This window comes from Pseudomonas sp. R3-56 (assembly GCF_051132075.1).
In the GTDB taxonomy this organism is placed as follows: domain Bacteria; phylum Pseudomonadota; class Gammaproteobacteria; order Pseudomonadales; family Pseudomonadaceae; genus Aquipseudomonas.
In genome coordinates this window covers 5,556,942-5,580,128 of the sequence record NZ_CP071657.1, presented here as the reverse complement: position 1 = coordinate 5,580,128, position 23,187 = coordinate 5,556,942, and the positions used below count along the sequence as shown (strand labels likewise).

Genomic DNA, 23,187 nt, shown 5'->3' with positions numbered 1-23,187 from the left:
TTGAGCGGCGCTCACCCCGTGGCGAGGGAGCTTGCTCCCGCTCGGCTGCGAAGCAGCCGCAAATCCAGTCACCACCATTCTGGCTGCCAGAACGCGTTGACTGGTTTTGGGCCTGCTACGCAGGCCAGCGGGAGCAAGCTCCCTCGCCACATCAGCGACCCAAAACAATAATCTCCCCTGAGATATCTCTGTGAACATCCAACCCAGCACCTATTCCCCAGACACCGCCGTGCCCCTGGACAAACGCGTCTTCGGCGCCCGCGATCTGTTTTCCCTGTGGTTCTCCCTGGGCATCGGCCTGATGGTCTTGCAGGTCGGCGCCTTGCTTGCGCCGGGCCTGGGCTTGAGCGGTTCGTTGCTGGCGATTTTCCTCGGCACGCTGGTGGGCGTCCTGCTGTTGGCGGCGGTCGGGGTGATTGGCAGCGACACCGGCCTGTCGGCCATGGCCGCGCTCAAGCTCAGCCTCGGTGGCAAGGGCGCGAGCGTGCCGGCGCTGTTGAACCTGCTGCAATTGATCGGCTGGGGTTCGTTCGAAATCATCGTCATGCGCGACGCCGCCAGCCTGCTCGGCGCGCGGGCCTTCAGCGAAGGCAGCCTGGGCTCGAATCCATTGTTGTGGACGCTGTTCTTCGGCGCCCTGGCGACCCTGCTCGCGGTGAGCGGGCCGCTGACCTTCGTACGCAAAATCCTGCGCAAATGGGGCATCTGGTTGCTGCTGGCGGCGTGCATCTGGTTGACCTGGAACCTGTTCGCCAAGGCCGATCTGCCGGCGCTGTGGGCCCAGGCCGGCGACGGTTCGATGTCGCTCGCGGTGGGTTTTGACATCGCCATCGCCATGCCGCTGTCCTGGTTGCCGCTGATCGCCGACTACTCGCGTTTCGGCAAACGCGCCAGAAACGTCTTCGGCGGCACGGCCGTGGGGTTCTTCATCGGTAACGTCTGGCTGATGAGCCTGGGCGTGGCCTACACCCTGGCGTTCGCGCCGAGCGGTGAAGTCAATGCGTTGCTGCTGGCCCTGGCCGGTGCCGGGTTGGGCATTCCGTTGCTGCTGATCCTGCTGGACGAGTCGGAGAACGCCTTCGCCGACATTCATTCGGCGGCGGTGTCGACGAGCATGTTGTCGGGGCTGAAGGTCGAGCACCTGGCCTTGGCGATTGGTGTCATCTGCACCGTGATCGCCTGCTTCGCGCCGCTGGCTCAGTACCAGAACTTCCTGTTGCTGATCGGCTCGGTGTTCGCGCCGCTGTTCGGCGTGGTGCTGGTGGATCACTTCATCCTGCGCAAGCGCAGCAGCCAGGTGCGCTCGGTCGCGTTGCGCTGGCCGGCGTTGTTGGCCTGGCTGGGCGGGGTGAGTACCTACCACCTGCTGGCCAACTTCTATCCGGACATCGGCGCTACCCTGCCGTCGCTGATCCTGGCAGGGGTGCTGCAATTGTTGCTGGGCCGGGCTTTCAGCTACGGCCGGGAAACAGCTCGGGCTTGAGGATGCCGTTGAGGCGGGGGTAGGCGATCTTCAATTCGATGTGGCCCAGGGCGTACGGCGCGATGGTGCTCACTTCGTATTTGAGGATCACCCCGCCGTAGGTCAGCGCGATGTGCGGGGTTTTCTGGAAGGACCACTGCTTCAGGAATTCCGGTTCCTGATCCAGCTTGGTGCTGATCAGCCAGCTGTTGTGGGCCACTTGCGCGGCTTTCCAGAAGGCTTCTTCCTGGCCCGGCAGCAGCATGTCCGACAGCGTCAGCACTTTTTGCTGCTGGCGCGAATAATTGATGAAACCGCGACCAGGGGTGCCGTGAGCGCCGCCGGTGTCCAGATAGCTGGACAGCTCGATGATCACCAGGCCGTCATGTTGCTCACGTACCTTGGCCTGCAGATAGCTGCTGTTGCGCGGCGCTGCGCTGCGCAGAAACTGCTCGCGATAGGCGGCCAGCGTCGGCGCCAACGGGGCGTCCGGGGTGGTGCGGGTCATTTGCAGCAGACGTTTTTCGATGATGCCATCCAGCGCGGGCTCGGTAGGGAAATGCAGGGTGTCGATGTTGACCAGCGGGCAGTCGGCGCTGGCGCAGCCAGGCTGCAATTGCTCCGACGCATCGCGAGTGGTCTCCAGCGGGGCGCGGTAATTGGGTTGGAACAGGCTCTGGCAAGCGCCCAGGATCAGGGCGATGGCGGCCAGCGAAGCAATCTTGAAAAGCGACATGGGCGTCCTTCGTGAAACAGGGAAAGGCAAAAAGTTACCCGCTTCGACTGTCGGCAGGGCAATCAGTTCGCCACTAAGCTCATTAGAGTTCTTTCACCTTCTGCCGTCCATCCCGATCAGTGGAAAGGGGCTGCATCAAACGGTACGGGCGCGTTAGGATGGCGCGAAGCCGAGGTTGGAACCTCGCATCGTTCCACTGCACACGAGGATTGTCATGACCGATTTCGCCAACGCCACACCGAGCAACGTGGACATCGTCAAGCGTGAAACCTGCTTCAAGGGTTTCTATAAGCTCGACCGCCTCGTCTTGCGCCACGAGCTGTTTGCCGGTGGCATGAGCCGTGAGATCAGTCGTGAACTGTTTGTACGTCATGACGCGGTGTGTGTGCTGCCCTACGATCCGCAGCGCGACGAAGTGGTATTGATAGAGCAGTTTCGCGTGGGTGCCATTGGCAAGGCCGCCAATCCCTGGTTGGTTGAACTGGTGGCTGGTCTGATCGACAAGGACGAGCAACCGGAAGAAGTTGCTCATCGCGAAGCGCAGGAGGAAGCTGGGCTGGTCTTCGCTGCGCTCTGGCCGATGACCAAGTATTTCCCGTCGCCGGGCGGCAGCAATGAGTTCGTGCATCTTTACCTGGGGCGTTGCGACAGTACGGGGGCCGGCGGCCTGCATGGCCTGCTGGAAGAGGCTGAAGATATCCGCGTGAAGACCTGGGCTTTCGAAGACGCCCTGCAAGCGGTGCGCGACGGACGTATCTGCAACGCGGCCAGCATCATTGCCTTGCAATGGCTGGCCTTGAATCGAGATGAAGTGAGGGGGCTATGGTCCTGAACAAGCTGCGCGATCGTTATCGCGTCGACCTGGTGGGGTTGCAGGCCGCCTGCGAGGCCAACTATGCCCGCCTGATGCGCTTGTTGCCGGACATGCGCAACGACCCGGCACCGCGCCGCATCGCCGTGACCCACGGCGACCAGATGCTCGGCGTATTGGCCCTGGAAGTGCTGCAGACCTGTCCCTACACCACCACATTGCAGGTGCGCCAGGAGCACAGCCTGCCCTGGTTGCCGGTGCCGCAGCTGGAAGTGCAGGTCTATCACGATGCACGCATGGCCGAAGTGGTCAGTGCCGAGCATGCACGACGCTTTCGCGGCATCTATCCTTACCCCAATGCGTCAATGCACCAGCCGGACGAAAAGGCCCAGTTGAACCTGTTCCTGGGCGAGTGGCTGAGTCATTGCCTGGCGCTGGGCCACGAGTTCGAAGTCGTACGGTAGTTGTGAACCGGTTCCGGTTCGCGGGTTTCCCCTTTCGATCATCCCCCAGCATAATTGCCGCTTCATGCAACGGCGTGATTGCGCCTGGGAGAAAGCGATTTGCCGAGCGTATCCAGCTTGACCACTGCCGACGCGGCGCTGCTGGTCCAACTGTCTGACAGCCATTTGTTCGCCGAGGCCGATGCTTCGTTGCTGGGTATGAACACCCGTGACAGCTTGCGGGCGGTCGTTGACCTGGTACTCCAACAGCAACCGAACATTGACCTGATGCTTGCCACCGGCGACTTGTCCCAGGACGGTACGCTGCAATCCTACGAGGCATTTCGGCAACTGACTGCGCGTATCGATGCGCCGGCGCGGTGGATTCCGGGCAATCATGATGAGCCGCAGGTGATGCTTGAGGCGGCGGTCCAGAGCACGTTGCTCGATCCGGTGGTGGACATCGGCAACTGGCGAGTCACTCTGTTGGATTCAGCCGTGCCAGGTTCGGTGCCGGGTTTTTTGGCCGAGGAGCAGTTGATTCTGTTGGCCAATGCCTTGAGCGAGGCGCCGGAGCGGCATCATCTGGTGTGTCTGCATCATCATCCGGTGTCGATTGGTTGTGCGTGGATGGAGCCGATCGGGTTGCGCAATCCGGAGGCGCTGTTTGCGGTGTTGGATCGGTTTCCGCAGGTGCGGGCGGTGTTGTGGGGGCATGTGCATCAGGAAATAGACCGGGTGCGCGAGGGGGTTCGTTTGTTGGCTTCGCCTTCGACCTGTATCCAGTTTGAGCCGGGGAGTGAGGATTTTGCGGTGGGCTCGCAGGCGCCAGGGTATCGGTGGTTGCGGTTGTTACCGGATGGGCGGTTGGAGACGGGGGTTGAGCGGGTGGTTGGGTTTGCGTTTACGCCTGACTACGGATCCAACGGCTATTGAGTTCGATCAAGCTGGACTGACCCCAAATTGTGGGAGCGGGCTTCTCGCGAAGGCGGCCTTGCAGCCGGCCAGGGGTTTGTTGACCGGGTACATATCCATTTCTGCGGTAACGGCTGCTTAGGGTTCCGCCCTTACGGCGGGTCACTTTTTTCAGACGCCAAAAAAGTAACCAAAAAGGCTTTGCCCCACCACTCCGTGCCTCGCCAAGGCTCGGCATGCCCTCACTCCGGCATTGCTCCGTAGGCCCGCCGCGAAGGGCCGTCCCTGGCCCAGCGCGGCTATCCCGGCATCCATGCCGGGATGCCCACTGCGCAATGCCTGCGTTCGGCCAGCGTGGTTAACGGGGCGCCCCAGATCAAGATCAAGGTCTAAAGCGAGGCGGCCTGGCAGCCGGCCTTATTCTCGCGGGGGTACGCCGGTTTTAATGTGGGAGCGAGCCTGCTCGCGAAGGCGGCGGCACATTCAATGCTGATGCAGGCTGACCCACCGCTTTCGCGAGCAGGCTCGCTCCCACAGGGGGATTTTTGCCGTGCCGGAAAAATCTAATGACCACGGATTTGTGTGGGAGCGGGCTTGCTCGCGATGGCGGCGGTAGTCAGCCAGGGTTGTGGGAAGGGGCGGAAGACCTTTCTGACGCAAGCGGATTTTTCCGGCGAGTGCTGGCGGTTGCCGGGTGGGAAGGGGCGTCGCTAGTCTTTTCCCGTCGCTGCAAAATTCAGCGGCCGGGCCTGGAAACCCGATAGTAAGGATGCTTCAGCGCGCCACATGAGATACTGCAGCGCTTTTTTTGCGTGTGCAGTTCTGCGTTATGGCGGCTATGCGCGGGAGACTTCGAGTCTGCCGGGTTTTGCTCCTTTACTCTGGTTTTCCAGCCCGCGCATAGCTGCCACCCTCTCGCCTGGAAACGGGAGATGGCGGTTCCCCTACGGAAAAAGGAACTGCACCATGTTCAAAGCCACGCCCAACCCCCCAGAAACAATCGTTGAGCCGAGACAATGAAGTTTTAACGGCTGACAAAGCCCCCCGTGGCGAGGGAGCTTGCTCCCGCTGGCCTGCGAAGCAGGCCCAAGACCAGGCACCGTGTTCTATCAGTCGGAACGGGTGTTGCTGCTCCAGGGCTACGGCGTAGCCCAGCGGGAGCAAGCTCCTTCGCCACGAAGACGGAGGGGTATTCGAAACCGCCCAAACTTCCACAAACTCCCTGTAAACTCCGGCCTTTGCCCAGCACCCAGGGAGTTACCCATGTCGGGTTCGATCCTTTATATCCATGGCTTCAACAGTGCCCCGGCATCGACCAAGGCCTGTCAACTGACCGAAGTGATGACGCGCCTCGGGCTGGGCGACCAGTTGCGGGTGCCGGCCTTGCATCACCATCCGCGCGAGGCGATTGCTCAGTTGGAGCAGGCGATCACAGAACTGGGGCGGCCGCTGCTGGTCGGCAGCTCGCTCGGCGGCTACTATGCGACTCACTTGGCCGAGCGCCACGGCCTCAAGGCCCTGTTGGTCAATCCGGCGGTCAGCCCGCATCGGATGTTCGACGGTTATCTGGGCACGCAGAAGAATTTGTACACCGACGAGACCTGGGAATTGACCCACGACCACGTGACGGCCCTGGCCGAGCTGGAAGTGCCGGCGCCCCGGGATCCGCAGCGGTTTCAGGTATGGTTGCAAACCGGTGACGAAACGCTGGATTATCGCCACGCCCAGCAGTATTACCGTGCCTGCGCGTTGCGTATCCAGGCCGGCGGCGACCACAGTTTCCAAGGGTTTGCCCAGCAGTTGCCGGCGCTGTTGAGTTTTGCCGGCATTGGCGCCGATTTGTACCAGGCGATCGACTTCACCTCACTGTGAACCATTGCCTCTATTTCACTGAACACTGACGACGAGACCCCATGGCCACTCCCAGCGCTAGCTCCTATAACGCAGACGCCATCGAAGTCCTCTCGGGCCTCGACCCGGTGCGCAAGCGCCCCGGCATGTACACCGACACCAGTCGGCCGAATCACCTCGCCCAGGAAGTCATCGACAACAGCGTCGACGAAGCCTTGGCCGGGCACGCGAAATCGGTGCAGGTCATCCTGCACGCCGATCATTCATTGGAAGTCAGCGATGACGGCCGTGGCATGCCAGTGGACATTCACCCTGAAGAGGGTGTGTCGGGGGTCGAGCTGATCCTCACCAAGCTCCACGCCGGCGGCAAGTTTTCCAACAAGAACTACCAGTTCTCCGGCGGCCTGCACGGGGTGGGTATCTCCGTGGTCAACGCCTTGTCGACCCAGGTGCGGGTGCGGGTCAAGCGTGACGGCAACGAATACCAGATGACCTTCGCCGATGGCTACAAGGCCACCGAGCTGGAAGTGGTCGGCACCGTCGGCAAGCGCAACACCGGCACCAGCGTGTATTTCGCGCCGGACCCGAAGTACTTCGATTCACCGAAGTTTTCCGTCACTCGCCTCAAGCACGTCCTCAAGGCCAAGGCGGTGTTGTGCCCGGGGCTGCTGGTGAGTTTCGAGGATAAGGCCACCGGCGAGAAAGTCGAGTGGCATTACGAGGACGGCCTTCGCTCGTACCTGGTCGATGCGGTCAACGGTTTCGAACGCCTGCCCAACGAGCCGTTCTGCGGCAGCCTGGCCGGTAACAAGGAAGCGGTGGATTGGGCGCTGCTGTGGCTGCCCGAGGGTGGCGAAAGCGTCCAGGAAAGCTACGTCAACCTGATCCCCACCGCCCAGGGCGGCACCCATGTCAACGGCTTGCGCCAGGGCCTGCTCGATGCGATGCGCGAGTTCTGTGAATTCCGTAACCTGCTGCCCCGTGGCGTCAAGCTGGCGCCGGAAGACGTCTGGGAGCGCATCGCCTTCGTATTGTCGATGAAGATGCAGGAGCCGCAATTCTCCGGCCAGACCAAGGAGCGCCTGTCGTCCCGCGAGGCGGCGGCGTTTGTCTCCGGGGTGGTCAAGGATGCGTTCAGCCTGTGGCTCAATGCCAATCCGGAAACCGGCCTGGCCCTCGCCGAACTGGCGATCAACAACGCCGGCCGTCGCCTCAAGGCAAGCAAGAAGGTCGAGCGCAAGCGCATCACCCAGGGGCCGGCACTGCCGGGCAAGCTCGCCGATTGTGCGGGGCAGGACCCGATGCGCTCCGAGCTGTTCCTGGTGGAAGGTGACTCCGCCGGCGGCTCGGCCAAGCAGGCGCGGGACAAGGAGTTCCAGGCGATCCTGCCGCTGCGGGGCAAGATCCTCAACACTTGGGAAGTCGACGGCAGCGAAGTGCTGGCCAGTCAGGAAGTGCATAACATCGCGGTGGCCATCGGCGTCGATCCGGGTGCCGAGGACATGAGCCAGTTGCGTTACGGCAAGATCTGCATCCTCGCCGACGCCGACTCCGACGGCTTGCACATCGCTACCTTGCTTTGCGCCTTGTTCGTCCAGCATTTCCGCCCGCTGGTGGATGCCGGTCACGTCTATGTGGCGATGCCGCCGCTGTACCGTATCGACCTGGGCAAGGAGATCTACTACGCCCTGGATGAAGCCGAGCGCGACGGCATCCTTGATCGGCTGGTGGCCGAGAAAAAACGCGGCAAGCCGCAGGTCACCCGATTCAAAGGCCTGGGCGAGATGAACCCGCCGCAGTTGCGCGAAACCACCATGGATCCGAACACCCGTCGGCTGGTGCAGTTGACCCTGGATGATTTCGAAGCGACGTCGGAAATGATGGACATGTTGCTGGCGAAAAAACGCGCCGGCGACCGCAAGAGCTGGCTTGAATCCAAGGGCGATCTGGCCGAGGTTCTGGCCTGATGCGCAACGGTTTCGCCCTGGCGTTGTTGCTGTGGGCGGGGGTGGTAGTCGCAGGGCCGGTGCCGGAACTGAAGTTGCTGTCCGAGCATGTCGTCGATGGCATGCGCGGCGGCAATCTGTCCGGGCTGGCCCTGTGTGGCAACGAGATGTGGACGGTATCCGATCGCGACGATGACCGGATTTATCGGCTCCAACCCTCCGATGCCCGGGCCTGGCAGGCCGAGGCTGTCGGTATCGAGGTGCCGGCCGTGCCGGAGAATGATTTGCCTTGGGGCTTGCAGTCGCGGACCTGGGCGGCATCGTTCGTGCGCGGGGGCGAACTGGACTACGAAGGCATCAGTTGCGACAGCGCCGGTCAGCGTTATGTGGTCAGTGAGTCCCACGCCGCCGTGCTGAGAATATCGCGGGCAGGCGAAGCGTCCTGGCTGAAAATCAGCCCGACCATGCTCCGCCAGGCCCGGGGCAGCGGCATGCTGCTGCATTTTAATGCCCTGTTCGAAGGCGTGGCGGTCAACCCGCCTGGCGATCAGCTATGGCTGGCCGCCGAACGGGAGCGTCGTGGCCTGGTGTTGCTCAAGCGCCAGCAAACGGTGTGGGACTGCGACGGCAATTGCGTATTGTTGAGCGAAGCGGGGCAGGAGATGCAGCCGGCGCAGTTTCCCAAGGCCAAGGCGGTTTCCCGGGATTTCGCCGATCTGTCGTTGTTCAACGGCAAGCTGTTCACCCTGGAGCGAAACGCCTATCAGATCTGCCGGCGTGACCCGCAGACCGCCAAGGTCGAGCGCTGCTGGTCGTTTGCGGGGGAGGCGTTGCAGGAAAATCGCCGGTATCCACAGCCCTTCGGCCTGGTCGAAGCGCTCATCGTCGACGCCGACGGCGCCTGGATCGGCGTGGACAACAACGACGGTGCGCGGGCTGACGGCGAGCAGCGGCCGGTTATCTGGCGCTTCGCCGCGCCCGAGGGTGGCTGGGGTGCTGCGCCATGAGCCAGCAACCACCGGGCAAGCGCGCCGGCCGGGTACTGATGATCCTGGCCTGGTGCGCGGCACTGTTTCTGGCAACGCGGTTTTTTGCCCAGTGGGAGCAGCGAGAGCTCAACCCCAATGCCGAGGTGCATTCGCAGAAGGGCGAAGGTTTTATCGAGGTAAAGCTGATCGGCAACCGGCAGGGACATTTCGTCGCCAGCGGCCAGATCAACGGCCAGCCGGTGGATTTCATGCTCGATACCGGGGCCACCGACGTGGCGATCCCGGAGGAATTGGCCGAGCGCCTCAAGCTGGAAAAAGGTCTTGGCGTGAGGTTGAGCACCGCCAATGGTTTGAGCGAAGGCTACCGCACCCGTATCGACCGGCTGCAATTGGGTGACATCGTGTTGCGCGATGTCCGTGCCCTGGTGGCGCCAGGCCTGGAAGGCACGCAAGTGCTGCTGGGCATGAGCGCCCTGAACAAACTTGAATTTACCCAGCGCGACGGCACCATGCTGCTGCGCCAGACAACGAACTGATGAGGCCCGCATGAGCGACATTCTTGCAGACAGCTTGGACGGCGTAGAGCGCCGATCGCTGGCTGACTTCACCGAAAATGCCTACCTCAATTACTCCATGTACGTGATCATGGACCGCGCCTTGCCGCATATTGGCGACGGTCTGAAGCCGGTCCAACGGCGGATCATCTATGCCATGAGTGAGTTGGGGCTGGACGCCGATTCCAAGCACAAGAAGTCGGCGCGTACCGTCGGTGACGTGCTCGGCAAGTTTCACCCCCACGGCGACTCGGCCTGCTATGAAGCCATGGTGCTGATGGCCCAGCCGTTCAGCTATCGCTACACGCTGGTGGATGGCCAGGGTAACTGGGGTGCGCCGGATGATCCCAAGTCCTTCGCGGCCATGCGGTACACCGAGGCGCGCCTGTCACGTTATTCCGAAGTGCTGCTCAGCGAGCTGGGCCAGGGCACTGCGGACTGGGGGCCGAACTTTGACGGCACCCTCGATGAACCCCTGGTGTTGCCGGCACGTTTGCCGAACATCCTGCTCAATGGCACCACCGGCATTGCCGTGGGCATGGCCACCGACGTGCCGCCGCATAACCTGCGGGAAGTCGCCACAGCGTGCGTGCGCTTGTTGGACGAGCCGAAAGCCACGGTGGAACAGCTCTGCGAACATATCCAGGGCCCGGACTATCCGACCGAAGCGGAAATCATCACGCCGCGTGCCGACCTGCTGAAAATCTATGAGACCGGTCGCGGTTCGGTGCGCATGCGCGCCGTCTATCACGTTGAAGACGGTGACATTATCGTCACCGCGCTGCCGCATCAGGTTTCCGGGGCAAAAGTCCTGGAGCAGATTGCTGCGATGATGCAGGCAAAACCGTCGAAAGCGCCGCAGGTTGCTGACTTGCGCGACGAATCCGACCACGAGAATCCCTGCCGCATCGTGATCATTCCGGTGAACAGCCGGGTCGATCACGACGCGCTGATGCAGCACTTGTTCGCCAGCACCGATCTGGAATCCAGCTATCGGGTGAACATCAACATCATCGGCCTGGACGGCAAGCCGCAGCTGAAAAACCTGCGGGCATTGCTCGTGGAGTGGCTCGAATTCCGGGTCAAGACGGTGCGTCGGCGCCTGCAATTTCGCCTGGACAAGGTCGAGCGTCGCCTGCATCTGTTGGACGGCTTGCTGATTGCCTACCTCAACCTCGATGAGGTGATCCACATCATCCGCACCGAGGAGCATCCCAAGGCCAGCCTGATCGAGCGCTTCGCCCTCAGTGAAATCCAGGCCGACTACATCCTCGACACGCGCCTGCGCCAACTGGCCCGCCTGGAAGAAATGAAGCTGCGTGCCGAGCAGGATGAATTGCTCAAGGAACAGGCCAAGCTGCAAGCCTTGCTGGGCAGCGAAGCCAAACTGAAGAAACTGGTACGCACCGAGTTGCTCAAGGACGCCGAAACCTACGGCGATGACCGTCGTTCGCCGATTGTCGAGCGTGCCGAGGCCAAAGCCTTGAGCGAGCACGACCTGTTGCCGAACGAGAAAGTCACCGTTGTACTGTCGGAAAAAGGCTGGGTGCGCTCCGCCAAGGGTCATGACATCGACGCTGCCGGGCTTTCCTACAAGGCCGGGGACGGCTTCAAGGCCTTGGCGCCGGGGCGCTCGAACCAGTTCGCAGTGTTCATCGACTCTACCGGGCGCAGCTATTCGGTGCCGGCCCACACCTTGCCATCGGCGCGTGGCCAGGGTGAACCGCTGACCGGACGATTAACACCTCCGCCGGGTGCAACTTTTGAATGTGTGCTGATGCCTGATGATGACGGGCTGTACGTTATCGCGTCGGACGCCGGCTACGGGTTCGTCGTCAAGGGTGAAGACCTGCAAGCCAAGAACAAGGCGGGCAAGGCGTTGTTGAGCCTGCCGAACAACGCCAAGGTCATTGCCCCGCGCCCGGTCAGCGATCGCGATAACAACTGGCTGGCTTCGGTGACGACCGAAGGTCGGTTGCTGGTCTTCAAGATCAGCGACCTGCCACAGCTTGGGAAAGGCAAAGGCAACAAGATCATCGGGATTCCTGGCGAACGGGTGGCGAGTCGCGAGGAATTTGTCACGGATATTGCAGTGTTACCTGAAGGTGCCACGCTTGTGCTGCAGGCTGGAAAGCGTACGCTTTCACTGAAAGCGGACGATCTTGAGCATTACAAAGGTGAACGCGGTCGGCGGGGCAACAAGCTTCCAAGGGGTTTTCAACGGGTGGATGCACTGCTCGTCGAAAACCTCAATTGACCGTGCTAGAGGGCTCGGTCTGCGATTAAAAGCCGCAGATCGGAACTTTGGCGCTGGAGTCGGAACGCATATTCACGGATGATAGGCCCTTTCAAGCGCCGGCGTAGCCGAGCGTTCTTCATAATGACCGAGTATTTTCACTGTGGTAAGCCTTGTGGCTGCCACCTGGACGGGACGATGACTGCTCTGCGCCTACCTATTTTGTGGCTCGCCGGCCTGCTTGGCCTGGCGGGTTGCAGCATGCACCAGCCGGTGTCGCTGTATCAGCTGGACAGCGGTACCCCGGCCCAGCCTGCGCAAAGCACAGGCATGGCGGTTTTGCTGGGCCCTGTATTGATTGCCGACTACCTGCAACGCGAAACTCTCCTCCAACGCCAACCGGACGGCAGCCTGCAAGCCGCCACGGACGGTCGTTGGGCCGGCAGCCTGTCCTCGGACATCGACCAGCTGCTGCTGCGCCAGGTCGCCGGTCACCTGGACAGTCAGCGCGTGGTGCTGGCGCCGGCTACCCAAGGCTTCACCCCGGATGTGCAGGTCCTGCTGTCGATTACCCGCCTGGACTCGGGTGAATCACAACCGGCGGTACTCGATGCTCAATGGCGGTTGATTGACCGTCGCGGCAAGGTGCGTGAGAACCGCATCGTTCATCTTCAAGAGCAACACGCCGGCACCACGGCGGCGCAGGTTCAGGCCCAGGGTGTGCTGCTGCAACGACTGGCCGAACAGCTGTCCGTCTCGCTCAAGCCGCTGGCCAACCAGCCTCCTATCGCTGAAGTTCCACGCAAGCCCGCTCCCGCCCCGGCCAAGCCGGCAGGAAAGGAAAAGGACAAGATTCCAATGGCCCTGCCGATTCGGACGGATATGGAAGTGTTCCGGTTCTGACGGTTGGTATGGATGCAAGACAAAGCCCGCGTTGATGCGGGCTTTGTTGTTTCTGCTCTTTGGATTTGTGGCGCCTTCCCCGGCCCTTTCGCGAGCAGGCTCGCTCCCACAGGGGGAGGGCGGCAAGCCACAGATCCGGTGTGGGAGCGAGCCTGCTCGCGCAGAAGCCATCGAAGCCAATAAAAAAGCCCGCAGACAATCACTCATCTGCGGGCTTCGTTATTCCAGGCAACGGGACTCAGGCCTGGCGCTCATGCATCCGCGCCAGTTGCCGTTCCAGCATCGACGGATAAGGCTCCATCAGTCGTTCCACACAGCAGGCGCCCTCGGGGCTGGCGATCGGACGGATGCGTGCGCGTTGGCGGATCAGCGCATCGTCATTGATCTTGCGTTCCACCAGCAGCAGGTTGCGGCTGTGTTGGGAAAGGGCCAGGGCGTCCTGGGCGGTTTCGGTCAGCAGCAGGTCGATCTGGCTCAGGCCGAACAAGCCATCGCCCAAGGTCAGGCCCAGTTGCAATTGCAGGGTGATGCCGCTGTCGGCGACCTCGATCTGCAATTGATGACCCAGCGCCCGCAGCAATTCGCCGCAGCAGATGGCGTTGGTCAGGTAGTCGTCGCCGCTGTCCTCGGTGTGGAACAGCATCAGCGTGCTGCCGTCGTTCAGGGTGTGCAGTTCGCCCTGATAAAGCGATGCGGCCTGGTCGAGGCAGTCGCGATAGCGTTCGAGCAGTTCTTTCAGGCGAGCCTGGGGCAGGCGCCGCAGTTGGTCCTGGGCGCCCAGTTGCACGGCCAGTACGGCGCTGTGCTGGGGCTGGTTCGAGGTGACAGGGCGGGCAAGCGGCTGTGGTTCGCCGGCAATCGAATCGTCGCGCAAATCGGCAAAGGCCTCGTCGTCATCGTCGTCTTCGACAGTGCGCACCACATGTCGCGGCGCGGGGCGAGCAGCGGGCAGCGGCGCGCTTTCGTCGAACCCCGGGTCGCGCAGGTTGCGCACTTCGAAGCCCGGCTCCGCATCGTCCTCGTCAACGTAGTCGATGTCTTCAGGTTCTGGCACGGGTTCTGGCTCCGGCGCGAAGCTGGCGTGCAGCTGCCGGGCCAGGTCGCCGATCTCATCCTGGCGCTGGGTGGCTGGCGTGTGTTCGTCGATGTCTCGCAGCCAGACGCGCAACTGCAACAGCGGCGTGGATATATGCCGCCCCAGGCGCAAGCTCAACGCCAGGGCCAATGCCAGCAGGATCGCGCTGAGGATGCCCATGCTTTGCAGGCTGATAGTCATGGGTTGCTGGAACTGGTCCATGTCCAGGCTGATGCGCAGTTGGCCGGCGGTCACGTCCTGGAAGGTGATCTTGCTCTGGTACATGCCGCCGGTTTCGCCGAGCAAGCCTGGCTTGGGACGCTGGCCGGCCTCGGCGAGGATGCGGTTGTCCACGCTGTAGATGGCAGCGTGGGCCACCAGCTTGTTCTTGGTCAGGTTGTTGAGCAGCACATTGAGACTGAGGATGTCGTTGGACACCAGCAGCTCGGTGGCGGACGTGGCGGTCTGGGTGGTCAGGCTTTCGCCCAGGGCATCCGCCTGCTCGTGCATGGCCTGCTTGAATTGCAGGCCCATCACGCAGGCATAGATGACCAGGGCCAAGGCGACCAGGATCACGTTATGGCTGGCAATGCGCAATGCGATCGGCACGCGGCGATGGCGCAATGCACGGAAGATCAGCAGGAAGAAATTGTCGGTTTTGACTGGCGTGGGCCGGTTCACTGAGCTCGGCTCTTTGTCCGTGAAATTGACGCGCAGTATAGCGACAGCCCCATGACCGGCAAAGCACTGGCGGTGCCCGATGGTCACTGAATGTGAGTAGAATGCGGTTTTTTTCCACCTGCGGGGGTGCGCCTTGCGCGAAATCGTCCTGATAAACATCACTGGCAGCGACCGTCCGGGTCTGACTGCGGCCATTACCGGCGTTCTGGCCCAGGGTGGTGTGAACATTCTCGACATCGGTCAGGCGGTGATCCACGACACGCTGTCGTTTGGCATCCTGGTTGAAATCCCGGACGCCGAACACAGCAAATCGGTGCTCAAGGACATCCTGTTCACCGCATACAAGCTTGATCAGCAGGTGCGTTTCACCCCGGTGTCCGAGGAAGATTACCAACAGTGGGTGGCTGGCCAGGGCAAGAAGCGCCATATCGTGACGCTGTTGACCCGCAAGGTGACCGCCGAGCAGTTGCAGCGTGTCAGTTCGATCACCGCCCAATACGGTCTGAATATCGATCATATCGACCGACTGTCCGGGCGCATGCCGCTGGATACTCCGGCCGATCAAGGCAAGGGCTGCATCGAATTTTCCGTGCGCGGCGAACCCGCCGATCCCCAGGCTTTGCGCGCCGAGTTCCTCAGCGTGGCGCAGGAGCTGAACGTTGACATCGCCTTCCAGGAGGATTCGCTGTTTCGCCGCAACAGGCGCCTGGCGGTGTTCGACATGGACTCGACGTTGATCGAAGCCGAGGTCATCGATGAGTTGGCCAAGGCTGCCGGCGTCGGCGACAAGGTGTCGGCGATTACCGAGCGGGCGATGGCCGGCGAGCTGGATTTCCGTGCCAGCTTCAAGGAGCGCCTGGCGTTGCTCAAAGGCCTGGATGTCAATGTGCTCGACTCGATCGGTGCCTCGTTGCGCCTGACCGAAGGCGCCGAAACCCTGTTTGCCGAACTCAAGCGCCTGGGCTACAAGACCGCCATCCTGTCCGGCGGCTTCACTTACTTCGCCAAGCAATTGCAGGCCAAGCTCGGCATCGACTACGTGTTCGCCAACGAACTGGAAGTGGTGGATGGCAAGGTCACCGGCGTGGCTGTCGAGCCGATCGTCGATGCCCAGCGTAAGGCGGACTTGCTGCGTGAGCTGGCCGCGAAAGAAGGCCTTCGCCTGGAGCAGACCATCGCGGTTGGTGACGGCGCCAACGACTTGCCGATGCTTGCGATCGCCGGGCTGGGCGTGGCGTTCCGGGCCAAACCGCTGGTCAAGCAATCAGCCAGGCAGGCCATTTCGACCTTGGGGCTGGATGGGGTGCTGTACTTGCTGGGCTTCAGGGATCGCGACGGGCAGGTTTAGTTTGCAATAAGCCCTGTGGCGAGGGGATTTATCCCCGCTGGGTTGCGCAGCAACCCTCGATCAGGCACTGCGATGTATTGGTTGATCGGGGTGACTGCAATCGGGCTGCTACGCAGCCCAGCGGGGATAAATCCCCTCGCCACCAAAGGCTTGCATCACCCTAGAGTGACTTCCACAGCGAATCAAAATCGCCTTCCTTGTCACTGCCATCCCCGCCGGTGCCTGAGTCTTCGGGGTGATAAGCAAACTGATTGAAGCTGTGGGTGCTGGTCACGCGCCGATCCAGCGAGGCTCGTCTTTCCTGTCCGTTGGTATTGATCAACACTCGCTGGCCTTCCTGGAAGGGCAGGCGCGGAGCGATCATCGTGGGCGGCAGGTCGATCGCGCTGATTTCCGGCAGCAGCAACCCCCGCAGGTAGTGGCCTTGCTCGTTCTGCTCGCGCGCCAATTGCACGCCGCAAGGCTGGGCATGGGGAGCTACCAGTTCAATGCCCATTTGCATCGCACCGTTGCGCACCTGCCGAATCCAGCGGACCACGGCGATACTCCAGGCCTGGTCGCTGGTGTCACGAATCCCGACCATCTCCCCGGCCTGCAATTGCTCCGGCACTTCCTTCGGCCAGCCGAGGCAGTACCCACCCGGGCTGTGATTGATGATCGGCAGCTCAAAGGTCGGGAAATGATGCTGGTTGTCGGAACTGGCGCCGTCGTCATCGGCCGGGTTGACCGGATACTCGATTTCCTCGTAGGGCAAGAGGTCGCTGTCGCCAGCTGGCGCGGCGTCGAACGCCTGGTTCCAGGTGTCGTTGGTTTTGGTTGGCGAGGCCTCGAATCGGGCCTTGCGCATGGCCGGGTTCTTCAGGATGTCGCTGAAGGAACGTTCGCCCCCAAGGTAATAGTGCAGCGCGCTCATGCCCACGCACAGGGTCAGCGTGCCGTTGCCTTCGGTGCGTTGGAAGCTGCGTTCGGCAGCTTCGCCCCAGGCCGCTTGCAGATGATGCAAGGTGTCGGCACTCATGCCGGCAGGTACCGCCAGGGGGGAGTCGCCAGGTTGCGCCAGGTGAGCGCTGATGGCACGCACCAGGGGCTGGGGATCGAACCCCTGCAGGCTCGGTTGCTGTTCGGCGCGAAATTTGGAGCGATAGCGCGGCCCTACATCCAGTTGCGGTGCGACGGCAAACAGGCTGGCGCCAGTGACGGCCGGGTCGAGCTTGACGCTCTGGCTCCACGGCTCCAGCACTTCGGCCAGCCGGGCGATCTGGCTCTGGCGTAACTGGTTGCTGCGCGACGCGCCCAGCAGCAGGGCGACGACGTAGGTCTGCTCGGCATTCAATTGAGGGACCTGGCTGGCCAGTTCATCGCCAACGCTGAGGTGCTGCAATCGGTGCTGGCAGGCGATCCGGTACAGCTGGTGCAAATCGAGCCATAAACCTTCAGGCACGGGGCTGTAGAGCTGGCTGGCTCGCAACAGCGTGCCGTCGAGGGCATGTATCGCCCGTTGCAGCGCTGTCGCCAGCAGGCGCGCCCGGTCCTTGGTGAATTTTGGCGAGATGCGCGCAACGATTTGTTTGTATCCCATCGCCAAATGAATCTGCAGGGCCTGGCTCAGGTTGACGATCTTGCGCGAGCGCTCATCCAGCACGATGGCCTGTTGCAGGAAATGTCGCTCCAAGTGCTTGCAGACGTAATAAACCTCGGGCCGCAGCAGTTCGAGCAGCTGCAAGCGATTTTCACTCGGGGTGAGCAACTGGTTCAGTTCACCGAGCGCCTGGTACAGCAGGCGCGCGGTTTCACCGATGTTGGCCTTGGGCAGGTTGCCGATCCAGCGCTTGAGGTCGCGTGGCGTGGCATCGCAGAAGGACAGGCGCGACTGGGTCGGTGTCGAGACGCGCAGTAACTGGAGAGGGCTGGTCTCATTCATGCCGTGGATGGGCTCCGGCGGGAAATGAAGGGAATGTTCCAACTCTAGCAGGTGTGGGCAAAAGATCATGCTGCGGCGACACCTGGCGCCCGCGGCGTCCACGACCGCCGCAGCGCCGGTCGGCCACGCTAGCTTTGCAGACGGCCCATTGACTGGGGGTCGTAGGCTTTCATTTCGCCGACGCTGCGGGTGATATACAAGTGGTTGGCCGGGATACTTTTGTTGACGAAGGCGCCAGCGCCGACGATCACGTTGTCGCCCAGCTCCAGGTCGTCTGAAATGATGCAGGCATGGGCGTGTACCCTGACGCCGTCACCGATACGCAAGAGCGCAGTTTCGCTTTGGCCCTTGATGCCCAGCGTGCAGTTCTGCCAGATCTTGAAGTCTTTGCCGATAACGGCGTGCGAGGTGATAACGATTCCATTCGGGTGCGCGATCCAAAGCCCTTCTCCAATGGTGGCGCCGAGCATGATCTCCACATTGAACTGGCGACTGATTCGCTCGTTCAGCAGTTTGCCGCGCCGTCTCCAGAACTTGCTGTCCTGCTGATGCATGGCGTAGGCCAGGCGAAACCAGAACAGATAGCGGTACCGGTTGATGCGCTGGCACTTCTGGTAAAGCCGGCGCCATCTGAACGGTTTGTCCAGGCCACCAAGGATTTCGATATGCCAGTAGCGTTTGGCTGATCGGAAAATATCAATGAGCATCGACAGCCTCTTTGCAAGACGCAGGGCCTGGTAAAAAACGCTGGGAAAGAATGATCCCGACAGGAAGCCAGAAGACGATCCAATAGACCCCGGGCCTGTTGAATACCGTGTGGTAGTCGAACATGGCCGTTACAAGGCCAAAGATGAGCAGCGGCAAGCCGACCGACCCCAAGGGATGAGACCAGGTCTTTCTGTCGATCGAGTACCTGAACACATGAGTAACAGCCAATAACAGCAACGTTGCGCCTATGACTCCGAATTCGTAAAAGAACTGAAGAAACAGATTGTGGACCTGGTTGAAGCACTGCGCCTCGAGGATGCAGATATCAAAGTTGCTCCCCGCACCGGCCCCGAATAGCCAGAACTCTTTGATGCGGCTCAGCCAGCCGGCCCAAATCAGGTCGCGCAGGCTGAATCCACGACTTTGCTGATCGACGATGACTGGCCATAACCATGCAACTGCCACAAGAAAAAGAGCACCTGTGAGGTACAGCCATTTTCTTGTTCGTGGTGTGTGTTGGAACACCACGCTGGTGCAGATGGCCAGGCCATACCCAAGCCAGACGGCCCTTGAAAGGGTGCAGAACAGGTACAGCGACAGGCCTGCCACGCATGCCATGTAAAAGACTCTGAGCCATGGCCCGCAGGGTTTGGTCAGCAGGAGGTGGAACCCGTAGATGCCAAAAAAACCGTAATACAGCGCAGCGATGATCGGGTTCCTGAAGTTCGCATAGTCGCCATACCCCAGGTTGTACAAGCGCCCGCCCGTAAAAAAGATGTTCTGGTCTTGCTGTACGAAATGAATCACCAGGCCTGCGATTGCAAAGAGTCCTGCCACGGCGAAGGCAAACGTGAGGCTTTTTTCAAGCAGCCCCTCTCGAGCCAGTATATGCACAGTGCCGAGGTACAAGGTCACGTACAGCACGGTTTTGAACTGCGAGAAGGCGGACGTCGTCGAGCCGGAGTTCAGGAGCGCGATCAGCAATGAGAAGGCCAGCATCAGCAGGACCGGCCAATAGCACTTCTGCACCAGGCTTTGGCGCAGGCGTGCGTCGACAATGCACAAAAGCAATGCAGGCAGGAACAGGCTCAGATTGGAAATTGTCGTGTAGGTGCTGCCGTCGGTGATGAAAAGTAGCCCTGTCAGGTGTACGGTGAATCCGATCATCAGAACTAGCACGGTGTATCTGGTAAAAACCGAACGTGTCATACCTATTCCAGGGGCAGTGAATGGGAGCCAGGGCTGAGTTTCCAAGGCGTGGGGGAGACCGCCGGCGATGGCAGCGACTCACGTCGCTGCCTCGGTGGTCAAGCCTTGGGTAATGCCAGTCCTTGACCCATCTGCACCGGCGAGCCGGCTACAAGGTCTTCGGCCCACTTCACTTGATCCGGCCCGAACAGCACGATAGCGGTCGAACCCAGTTTGAAGCGGCCCAGCTCGGCACCCTTCTCCAGGTGAATCGGCGCACGGGCGGCTTCGTCATAACGGAAGGTCTTGAGTTCGCGCTTGGGCGGTGTCACCAGGCCGGCCCAGACCGTCTCGATGGACGCCACGATCATTGCACCCACCAGCACCACGGCCATCGGCCCGCGTTCGGTGTCGAAAATGCACGCTACGCGTTCGTTGCGGGCGAACAGCTCCGGAACGTTCTCGGCAGTGGTCTGGTTGACCGAGAAAATGCGCCCCGGGATGTAGACCATTTCCCGCAGCGTGCCGGCCAACGGCATGTGCACGCGGTGGTAATCCTTGGGCGACAGGTAAATCGTTGCGAAGTCGCCGCCCATGAATGGCGCTGCGTTGGCCGCATCGCCGCCCAGCAGTTCCAGCACGCTGAAGCTGTGGCCCTTGGCCTGGAACACGCGGCCATGCTCGATCGGGCCGAGCTGGCTGACGGCGCCGTCGGCGGGGCTCAGAATCGCGCCTGGGGTTTGATCCAGAGGGCGGGCACCGTCTTTCAGCGCGCGGGTGAAGAAGGCGTTGAAGTGCTCGTAGGCGCTCAGGTCTTCCACCAGGGCCTGGGACATATCCACCTGGTAGCGCTTGGCGAACCAGGCCGTAAAGGCGTTCTTGAACCAGCGCACGCGGCATTCGGCAATGCAGCCGGCGAGGCGCGACAGCAAGTGGTGCGGCAGCAGGTATTGGGAAAGGATGAACAAGCGGTTCTTCATTAAATGTCCTTAGGAATCTTCAAAGCTCGATCGGGGTGTCAGGGTGGTTGCCCCATTCGCCCCAGGAACCGGCATAGCCTTTGACTCGCGGATAACCGAGCGCCTTGGCCACCAGATAGGTGAAGCCAGAGCGGTGATGAGTCTGGCAGTGGGTAACGATTTCCTTGTCGGGTGTAATACCCAACTGTCCGAGGATTTCGGGCATGTCCTTGCGAATGCGCAGGTTGCGCGTCGGGTCCATGCCGGCGGTCCATTCGAAGTTCACCGCGCCGGGAATATGGCCGCCCCTGGCCGCGACGACTTTTTCGCCGGAGTACTCCAGCGGGCCGCGTGCATCCCAGATGGCCAGGTCGGCAGCGCCGAGACGGCCTTGCAGGTATTCGCGGGTGGCAGTGGGTTCGTCGTGCAGCACAAGGCTCACCGGGCGTGCGCCGGGCGCGGGCATTTCAGTGGACACCGGCAGGCCCTCATCCAGCCAGGACAGCAAGCCACCGTCTAGGTAGTGATAATTTGAATGACCGATCACGTCCAACAGCCAGATGAAGCGCCCGGCCCAACCACCGCCTTCATCGTCATACACCACGTAGACGGCGTTGGGGTTGTGTCCGAGTTCGCCGAACAGCGCCTCAAGGTCGGCTTTTGCCGGCAACAGGCCTGGGGCCGGAGGCTGACCCAGTTGCGTGCGCTTGGGATCGACGAAACGCGCGCCGGGGATGTGCCCGCTGCTGTAGCGGGCCGCGCTGGTGAGGTCCACCAGAATCAGCTCGGGAGCATCGAGGCGCGGCCGCAGTTCGCTCGGTTCGATTACCAGCGGCAAGCCAGAGAAGTCAGGCATGTGAGGCCTCCTGGGGCGCAAAGGGAAAGGATTGTAGCAAGTTCAGCGGCCGCGGTTGGTGAAGCTGTGCAGGGCGCGCTCGATGCACTGCACGGTTTTACCGAAAGCTTGTACCGTCACATCCGAAAACGGTCCGCCGCCCTGGTCTACCGCCACCAGCATAATCACTCGACCGTTACAGGTCAGAGAGCGCAGCAGCAAGTGTTCGCCGCGAAACAGGCTGCGCAGGCCCGCTGGCAGCAATGCCGAATATTGGGCGTTGTTTTGCGGGGTCAGGCGAACCTGAGCCTGCTGTGCAAGTAATCGTTGCAGGATTTTGCTTTGGCTGATGGAGAAGCTCATGGCCGCCGCTTCCTTGGGCAAACCGGCAGTCTGATGCACGCGTACGCTGGTCTGGCTGCGGTCGGCCATCAAGATCATGACCCGGCGCATGCCACATGCCGCTAGCGCATCCCGTGCCGAGGTGGTCAGGTGCATGGCGTTGCGGAACGGGCTCGGCTCCACCAGCAACGCGGCGCATTGTTTGCGCCATTGGCTCAGGTCCTGGGCGCTGGGCGGGGCGGCGGGCAGCAAACCTGGGTGGACCCGCTTGCTGCCCGGCGGCCAGATCAGCGCCACGGCGGGATGCCAGAGGTCCGGCATGGCGTGCTGGCGCGCGCTGTTGGCGGCCTGTTGATGAAGCTGTTGCTGAATGTCGTCCATCGGCATCTGCAGATACAGGCTGGTGAGGTATTGCCAGCGGGCACTGTGCGGGCTGTCCCAGGCCTGCTGTGCCGAAAGTGCCAGGCCGTTGGCCAGCAGCACGGTGTTGGCTGGCTGATTGAGCCAGCGCCGCAGGGTCGGGTCGTCGTCCAGGCGATTCTGTTGGCGCAGCGGATGCTCACTGTCGCGCGCAATGCGCAGCACTTTGACCAGTTCGCGACGCTCGTTGAGCAGCAGGCGATAGCCCTGCGCTACCCAGACCGGCAGGCGCCAGGTCTCCACCAATGCCAGGCAGATTTTCAGCAGGCTGACGCCGAACAGTTCACGCTCCACTTCGCCGGCTGGCTGGCCTTTGTGAACGACGCGCAGCTCCCATTCCCCGAGCAATCGTGGATGAGTAAGGGCCAGCGGCCAGAGCGGTGACAGGAACAGCAGGCTGCCCCAATGGATGTCTTGCCACAGCCGCGCCAGGCGGCTGGCAAAAAAACCGTTGGCCTGTTGTGTGGCGTGCTGGCTGATCAATTGCAACTGGCGCAGGGCCAAGGGAATCTGCTGCCCCGGCAGTGAGGGCAGGCGAGCAAGCAGTTCTTCGGTGCGCTTGAGGCCGAGGCGGTTGATGGCCACCTCAAGGTTTTCCGCCGGCTCCGCCAGGGTGCCGTGCGTGTGGTGGTTGGCTTCGCGGATGACGCTCAGGGCCAGCGCGGGGCTGTCCTGCATCAATTCGGCGATGTCACGCAGCGAGCGGCGACTGTCGCCAATCGCCTTGCAGACCAGGTCGTGGCTGGCCTGGGGTACCGGCAGGTGCACGCCCTCAAGCAGCTTTACCCAGCCTTCGAGGGTGGTCGGTCTTGGAGTTGGGACGTTCGTTTCGTTAGCCATGGTTGGACGTGATCATCGCATGGG

General features: G+C 61.8%; 19 protein-coding genes. 11 read left to right on the top strand and 8 right to left on the bottom strand.

Translation table 11 applies throughout. From position 1 onward, the window contains the following. The first annotated feature begins 190 nt into the window (after nucleotides 1-190). Nucleotides 191-1,483, top strand: coding sequence for a putative hydroxymethylpyrimidine transporter CytX (gene cytX, locus J3P96_RS25360; protein WP_434626393.1), 1,293 nt, complete (start codon nucleotides 191-193; stop codon nucleotides 1,481-1,483). Here the strand turns inward: cytX and J3P96_RS25355 are convergent. Continuing rightward, on the bottom strand, nucleotides 1,452-2,198 hold the full coding sequence (locus J3P96_RS25355) for a DUF3298 domain-containing protein (RefSeq protein ID WP_434570027.1): 747 nt from the start codon (nucleotides 2,196-2,198) through the stop codon (nucleotides 1,452-1,454). The two genes, cytX and J3P96_RS25355, sit on opposite strands and share 32 nt — an antisense overlap. Before the next feature lie 214 nt (nucleotides 2,199-2,412). Between J3P96_RS25355 and J3P96_RS25350 the strand changes: the two genes are divergently transcribed. The 9 genes from J3P96_RS25350 (at nucleotide 2,413) to J3P96_RS25310 (ending at nucleotide 12,846) form a co-directional block, all read left to right on the top strand. After that, complete coding sequence (locus J3P96_RS25350) at nucleotides 2,413-3,030, top strand: NUDIX domain-containing protein (protein ID WP_434626392.1); 618 nt, start codon at nucleotides 2,413-2,415, stop codon at nucleotides 3,028-3,030. Further along, nucleotides 3,021-3,473, top strand: a complete 453-nt coding sequence (locus J3P96_RS25345) for a DUF1249 domain-containing protein (RefSeq protein ID WP_003186471.1) — start codon at nucleotides 3,021-3,023, stop codon at nucleotides 3,471-3,473. Before J3P96_RS25350 ends, J3P96_RS25345 begins: the two co-directional genes overlap by 10 nt. Before the next feature lie 99 nt (nucleotides 3,474-3,572). After that, nucleotides 3,573-4,388 carry a 3',5'-cyclic-AMP phosphodiesterase gene (gene cpdA / locus J3P96_RS25340; RefSeq protein ID WP_434653848.1) on the top strand — a complete coding sequence of 272 codons (816 nt, stop codon included), beginning with the start codon at nucleotides 3,573-3,575 and terminating at the stop codon, nucleotides 4,386-4,388. Nucleotides 4,389-5,630: 1,242 nt separating this feature from the next. Beyond that, the gene (locus tag J3P96_RS25335) at nucleotides 5,631-6,239 is read left to right on the top strand and encodes a YqiA/YcfP family alpha/beta fold hydrolase (protein ID WP_305497232.1); all 609 of its coding nucleotides are present in this window, start codon (nucleotides 5,631-5,633) and stop codon (nucleotides 6,237-6,239) included. Nucleotides 6,240-6,280: 41 nt separating this feature from the next. After that, a complete protein-coding gene (gene parE, locus J3P96_RS25330; RefSeq protein ID WP_434653846.1) occupies nucleotides 6,281-8,185 on the top strand; it encodes a DNA topoisomerase IV subunit B in 1,905 nt (634 codons plus the stop codon). Beyond that, nucleotides 8,185-9,171, top strand: a complete 987-nt coding sequence (locus tag J3P96_RS25325) for an esterase-like activity of phytase family protein (protein WP_434653844.1) — start codon at nucleotides 8,185-8,187, stop codon at nucleotides 9,169-9,171. The genes parE and J3P96_RS25325 overlap by 1 nt, the downstream gene beginning before the upstream one ends. Beyond that, nucleotides 9,168-9,689 carry a retropepsin-like aspartic protease family protein gene (locus tag J3P96_RS25320; protein ID WP_434653842.1) on the top strand — a complete coding sequence of 174 codons (522 nt, stop codon included), beginning with the start codon at nucleotides 9,168-9,170 and terminating at the stop codon, nucleotides 9,687-9,689. Before J3P96_RS25325 ends, J3P96_RS25320 begins: the two co-directional genes overlap by 4 nt. Nucleotides 9,690-9,699: 10 nt before the next feature. Continuing rightward, complete coding sequence (gene parC / locus J3P96_RS25315) at nucleotides 9,700-11,964, top strand: DNA topoisomerase IV subunit A (RefSeq protein ID WP_305497226.1); 2,265 nt, start codon at nucleotides 9,700-9,702, stop codon at nucleotides 11,962-11,964. Nucleotides 11,965-12,141: 177 nt separating this feature from the next. After that, nucleotides 12,142-12,846, top strand: a complete 705-nt coding sequence (locus J3P96_RS25310) for a PqiC family protein (RefSeq protein WP_305497225.1) — start codon at nucleotides 12,142-12,144, stop codon at nucleotides 12,844-12,846. A 238-nt stretch (nucleotides 12,847-13,084) separates the two neighbouring features. Here J3P96_RS25310 and J3P96_RS25305 read toward each other — a convergent pair whose 3' ends face one another. Next, the gene (locus J3P96_RS25305; protein WP_434653840.1) at nucleotides 13,085-14,602 is read right to left on the bottom strand and encodes an AhpA/YtjB family protein; all 1,518 of its coding nucleotides are present in this window, start codon (nucleotides 14,600-14,602) and stop codon (nucleotides 13,085-13,087) included. A gap of 133 nt (nucleotides 14,603-14,735) precedes the next feature. On the opposite strand from J3P96_RS25305, the gene serB reads away from it, so the two are divergent. After that, nucleotides 14,736-15,950: a phosphoserine phosphatase SerB gene (gene serB / locus J3P96_RS25300; protein WP_434653838.1), complete on the top strand. Its 1,215-nt coding sequence runs from the start codon at nucleotides 14,736-14,738 to the stop codon at nucleotides 15,948-15,950. Nucleotides 15,951-16,110: 160 nt separating this feature from the next. Here serB and J3P96_RS25295 read toward each other — a convergent pair whose 3' ends face one another. The 6 genes from J3P96_RS25295 to J3P96_RS25270 all read right to left on the bottom strand — a co-directional run bounded on the left by J3P96_RS25295 (nucleotide 16,111) and on the right by J3P96_RS25270 (nucleotide 23,163). Next, complete coding sequence (locus J3P96_RS25295; protein ID WP_434653836.1) at nucleotides 16,111-17,871, bottom strand: molecular chaperone; 1,761 nt, start codon at nucleotides 17,869-17,871, stop codon at nucleotides 16,111-16,113. A 128-nt stretch (nucleotides 17,872-17,999) separates the two neighbouring features. Continuing rightward, nucleotides 18,000-18,578 (bottom strand): serine acetyltransferase, encoded by a 579-nt coding sequence (locus tag J3P96_RS25290; protein ID WP_434653834.1) that lies wholly within the window; start codon nucleotides 18,576-18,578, stop codon nucleotides 18,000-18,002. After that, nucleotides 18,568-19,788: an O-antigen ligase family protein gene (locus tag J3P96_RS25285; RefSeq protein WP_434653832.1), complete on the bottom strand. Its 1,221-nt coding sequence runs from the start codon at nucleotides 19,786-19,788 to the stop codon at nucleotides 18,568-18,570. The genes J3P96_RS25290 and J3P96_RS25285 overlap by 11 nt, the downstream gene beginning before the upstream one ends. Before the next feature lie 98 nt (nucleotides 19,789-19,886). Continuing rightward, the gene (asd, locus tag J3P96_RS25280) at nucleotides 19,887-20,747 is read right to left on the bottom strand and encodes an archaetidylserine decarboxylase (protein WP_434570012.1); all 861 of its coding nucleotides are present in this window, start codon (nucleotides 20,745-20,747) and stop codon (nucleotides 19,887-19,889) included. 19 nt (nucleotides 20,748-20,766) lie between these two features. Continuing rightward, the gene (locus tag J3P96_RS25275; protein WP_434653829.1) at nucleotides 20,767-21,582 is read right to left on the bottom strand and encodes a rhodanese-like domain-containing protein; all 816 of its coding nucleotides are present in this window, start codon (nucleotides 21,580-21,582) and stop codon (nucleotides 20,767-20,769) included. A 42-nt stretch (nucleotides 21,583-21,624) separates the two neighbouring features. Beyond that, nucleotides 21,625-23,163: an HDOD domain-containing protein gene (locus J3P96_RS25270; protein WP_434653827.1), complete on the bottom strand. Its 1,539-nt coding sequence runs from the start codon at nucleotides 23,161-23,163 to the stop codon at nucleotides 21,625-21,627. Nucleotides 23,164-23,187: the final 24 nt, after the last annotated feature.

Coding starts and splice junctions, on each gene's coding strand:
- J3P96_RS25345 (WP_003186471.1), top strand. CDS start 3,021: ATGGTCCTGAACAAGCTGCGCGATCGTTATCGCGTCGACCTGGTGGGG.
- parE (WP_434653846.1), top strand. CDS start 6,281: ATGGCCACTCCCAGCGCTAGCTCCTATAACGCAGACGCCATCGAAGTC.
- J3P96_RS25285 (WP_434653832.1), bottom strand. CDS start 19,788: ATGACACGTTCGGTTTTTACCAGATACACCGTGCTAGTTCTGATGATC.
- parC (WP_305497226.1), top strand. CDS start 9,700: ATGAGCGACATTCTTGCAGACAGCTTGGACGGCGTAGAGCGCCGATCG.
- J3P96_RS25320 (WP_434653842.1), top strand. CDS start 9,168: ATGAGCCAGCAACCACCGGGCAAGCGCGCCGGCCGGGTACTGATGATC.
- J3P96_RS25270 (WP_434653827.1), bottom strand. CDS start 23,163: ATGGCTAACGAAACGAACGTCCCAACTCCAAGACCGACCACCCTCGAA.
- J3P96_RS25355 (WP_434570027.1), bottom strand. CDS start 2,198: ATGTCGCTTTTCAAGATTGCTTCGCTGGCCGCCATCGCCCTGATCCTG.
- J3P96_RS25275 (WP_434653829.1), bottom strand. CDS start 21,582: ATGCCTGACTTCTCTGGCTTGCCGCTGGTAATCGAACCGAGCGAACTG.
- J3P96_RS25290 (WP_434653834.1), bottom strand. CDS start 18,578: ATGCTCATTGATATTTTCCGATCAGCCAAACGCTACTGGCATATCGAA.
- J3P96_RS25335 (WP_305497232.1), top strand. CDS start 5,631: ATGTCGGGTTCGATCCTTTATATCCATGGCTTCAACAGTGCCCCGGCA.
- J3P96_RS25295 (WP_434653836.1), bottom strand. CDS start 17,871: ATGAATGAGACCAGCCCTCTCCAGTTACTGCGCGTCTCGACACCGACC.
- asd (WP_434570012.1), bottom strand. CDS start 20,747: ATGAAGAACCGCTTGTTCATCCTTTCCCAATACCTGCTGCCGCACCAC.
- J3P96_RS25325 (WP_434653844.1), top strand. CDS start 8,185: ATGCGCAACGGTTTCGCCCTGGCGTTGTTGCTGTGGGCGGGGGTGGTA.
- J3P96_RS25310 (WP_305497225.1), top strand. CDS start 12,142: ATGACTGCTCTGCGCCTACCTATTTTGTGGCTCGCCGGCCTGCTTGGC.
- J3P96_RS25350 (WP_434626392.1), top strand. CDS start 2,413: ATGACCGATTTCGCCAACGCCACACCGAGCAACGTGGACATCGTCAAG.